Below are 3,600 nucleotides of genomic sequence, written 5' to 3'. Positions count from 1 at the left end.
GCCGGAATCAGCACCCTGGTGGTCTCGATCTTCTATCTGATACCCCAGATGGTAGGAGCCGGTGCTCTGGTGACCCCCCTGTTGGGACTGCCCCATTACGTCGGTGTCATCATGGTCGGTTCCATTGTTATCTTCATCGTGGCTACAGCCGGTATGAAATCCACCACCTATGTTCAGTTCATCAAGGGGGGCCTGCTTATCGTATTCTCCACGGTTTTGGTCATTATGCTTCTGAACAAGGGACTGGATACGCCTCCTAATGACGAATATCATGACTTTACCGAACTGAGCGCCGTCGTTTCCGGTGACAGGGTGACAAAGATTAATGAATCCGGTTACGCCATAACCGGGAATTACAAAGACAGCAAGGGTCAGTTTGTCCGCCTTGAGAACGAAGGTTATAACAACTGGTACAAGGTGGAAGCGGGAGTGGTATCCGAAGCCCTGAGCATCGTCAAACCGGCTGAAGGAGTAGAACTCTACAATGGTGCTCCCATTGAAGAGCAGAGATTCTATCCCGTAGGGCATATGAACAAGATCGTTGTGGACGGGAAAGAAGTTGAATCGACTGGTCCCTTAACCCCTTTCAGCTACATCTCCACCATCGAAAACAGTGAAGTTATCCGATTCACAAAACATGCTTTCAAATTTGAAGGAGACTCCGTCTCTATCTGGTATCAGGAGCTTACTTCGGGTAAAGAAATCATGAGACCCGGTCTAAAATTCAAGGTCGACAAAGGATCAACACCCCTGTCAAAACTGAATTTCGTCTCTCTCATGCTGGCTCTCTTTTTTGGTACTTCTGCCCTGCCTCATGTGCTGATCCGCTATTACACCGTATCCAGCCCCCGGGATGCCCGGAAATCGACGATCCTGGCCATCGTGGCGATCGGATTCTTCTATATCCTGACTCTCTACATAGGACTGGGAGCCATGGTGAATGGTGTACTGGATTTGGAAAGCTCCAATATGGCGGCCCCCCTTCTGGCCAAGCAGTTTGGAACGGTTCTCTTTGCCATCATTTCCGCCATTGCCTTCGCCACAGTTCTGGGAACAGTGAGCGGTCTGATAGTGGCAGCCTCGGGTGCGGTAGCCCACGACCTGATAAGCCAATATATGAATGTTGAGATGACCGATACCAGAAAAGTAGTCATAGGAAAAACAGCTGCAGTCGGTGTAGGTATCCTGGCGATTGCTCTGGGTATCGCCTTCAAGGGTATGAATGTATCCTTCCTGGTGGGTTGGGCGTTTGCTATTGCGGCCTCGGCGAACTTCCCTTCGATCATCATGCTTCTCTTCTGGAAAAAAACCACTGCCAAAGGAATCGCCTATTCAGTGGGTGTCGGTATGGTATCAGCCATCGGGATCATCCTGATGTCACCCAGTATGTTTGAGCGTTATGGACTGAGCCCTGACCAGGCCTTTATCCCTCTGGATAATCCCGGGATCATCTCTATCCCCCTGAGCTTTCTCACGCTGGTAGTTGTTTCCCTTCTGACTCAAAAGGATAATAAGGCTTTAAGCTGATTTAATTCTGAATAAAGTGAGGCTGCTCCTAAAAGGAGCAGCCTTTTTTTGGGCTATGCTAAGACGACTTCAGCTCCCTCATATATTCAGAAGGAGACATTTCCATCTGTTCTTTAAATACCCGGTTAAAAGTGGTTTTCGAAGGAAATCCCGATTCAAAGGCCAGATCAAGGATGGACTGTTTTTTTAAGGCCCCCTGGACGATCTGTTCTAAAAAATATTCCAGTCGTCGGGAATTTAAAAGTGTGCGGAAACTGGTATGACAGCTGTGATTTATGGCGTATGAAAGCCTGTTGGGATGCACTTTAAACTCGGCAGCAAGATCTGTCAACAATAAATTAGGATTCCGGAAGGCTGCTTCATTCAGACGATTATCAAGGCGTTGAACAAGGTATTCACACTCTTTTTCTGAACAGACCTGCTCTGATGTAACACTCTTCAAAGTGACTTGTATCAGGTCAGGAACAATCAGCATAAGTATGGAAATTCCATAAATAAGCCCTGCCATTGTAATTGCAAGAATCATGAAAGGAGCTGGACTGCCTCCTGCCAACGCTTCCGAGGCTCCGGGAAAAACGGCAACAGAAGCAAAAAAAATCAACACAACAGACGGAAGGATGATCAGGGAGCGGAGCCATAAACGGCGGGAGGAAGATAGAATGGCTGATTTTTTCCCAAAGGCGATGCGCCCTGCCGCAACCATATAACAGACATTAACCAGGACCTTCAGTCCATTTCTGACAGGCAGCCATAAGGGAGGATTCCCTGAAAAGACATTGTGTATAAACAGTTCATATTCAACTGCAGCCATTGAGAGAAGAGTGATCGTAACAGCAGCCGTTTCCATAAGATAGGGAAGAAAAAGTAGGATCAGAGGTCTCGGAGTCGCAAGGGTGTCCGAACACAATTCCCGGATGTACCACCATAACAATGGGGCGAAAAGAAAAGGAAGGGGTGTTGTCAAGGGGAATAAGACAGGATAAGACAGAAGGATATCCGGGTTCCACGTAGGGATTGTCACCAGGCGGACTGAAAAAACGAGCAACAGCAAGGCAAGGGCAAGATTTTTCTTGTGCCTGAATCGAAACAAGATGGAGAGGAGAAGCATGACTCCCTGAATGGCTCCCAAAGAAGCGACAAATGTAAGTCCCGTCATATAAAGAGTATAAAATGCTTCTGCTTTATTTACCTCAATTATTTCAAAGGAGCATTAAAAAGTTGATTAGAACTCATCCAGATCAAACTTCATTTCCGCCAGGCAGGTATCATTATATCGGCTTCCCTCATAGACATCCCGGATTGTGAGACGCAATGCCAGAAAGCCATACAATTCCATGATCAGATAAAGGTTTTCGGGGTTATCATAGTTATCTTCCGTCAATCCAATCTCATCCAATATCATTTTAATCAGCATGGGATGGTCCACAGCAAAATCCTGAAAGACTTTCCTGCACAGGTCCCTCTGTTCCTCTGTAGTCAATTGAAAGTCAAAAGACTGAGAAGCTGAACTGTCTTTGACAGATACAGATAAACCGGCCTCGATTTCCTGAAGAAAGTAAAGATAATAATCTGTTTCGCTGACCAGTCCCGGGGCAGTAAACCCGATGAGCAGAGACAGATCCATTTCTTTTAAACGGTTATATATTTGAAACAATGAAGGCGATCCGGCAAATCCGTTGGTCAGTGAAAAACCGTTTATCGGCCTGTTTGTTAATATAGTCACAGATTCTCCGATACCACTTTCGGGGCTCCCCTCAACCCATGGGAAGGAGAGATCACCATCGAATAATGCTTCCGGTCCGTATGTGATCAAACGGCCACGGATGGTTTCACTCAAAGATGAAGAAGCCCAGACTGATTCATTCAATAAAACTGACATTTCCATCCATTGGGAATAGAGAGAAGATGTAACCAGAATTAAAGCCAGAAAGGCCAGGGCTTTCTTCATAACAAACTCCTTTAACCTTGGTAAGATGCTTTTGAAAATGCAATATAGGGGTAATACACAATACCGATGAAGAGTGCCAGTATGACATGCCAGCCCGGCTGACCAAACTTCAGAACGAAGTTATA

Annotated in this window: 3 protein-coding genes; 1 reads left to right on the top strand and 2 read right to left on the bottom strand. The window is 46.2% G+C overall.

Annotated features, from left to right (window positions below):
- On the top strand, positions 1–1,527 hold a 1,527-nt coding region (locus PF479_RS01885), incomplete at its 5' end, for a cation acetate symporter (RefSeq protein WP_298001671.1).
- A gap of 58 nt (positions 1,528–1,585) precedes the next feature.
- Here the strand turns inward: PF479_RS01885 and PF479_RS01880 are convergent.
- Both PF479_RS01880 and PF479_RS01875 read right to left on the bottom strand, forming a co-directional pair.
- Entirely contained in the window at positions 1,586–2,683 is a 1,098-nt protein-coding gene (locus PF479_RS01880; RefSeq protein ID WP_298001669.1) for an AraC family transcriptional regulator, read from the bottom strand.
- A gap of 66 nt (positions 2,684–2,749) precedes the next feature.
- Entirely contained in the window at positions 2,750–3,475 is a 726-nt protein-coding gene (locus tag PF479_RS01875; RefSeq protein WP_298001667.1) for a hypothetical protein, read from the bottom strand.
- Positions 3,476–3,600 lie beyond the last annotated feature (125 nt).

The organism is Oceanispirochaeta sp. (genome assembly GCF_027859075.1).
Taxonomy (GTDB): Bacteria; Spirochaetota; Spirochaetia; order DSM-2461; family DSM-2461; genus Oceanispirochaeta.
The sequence above is the reverse complement of the archived record's forward strand: the minus strand, read 5'-3'. Positions and strand labels throughout refer to the sequence as shown.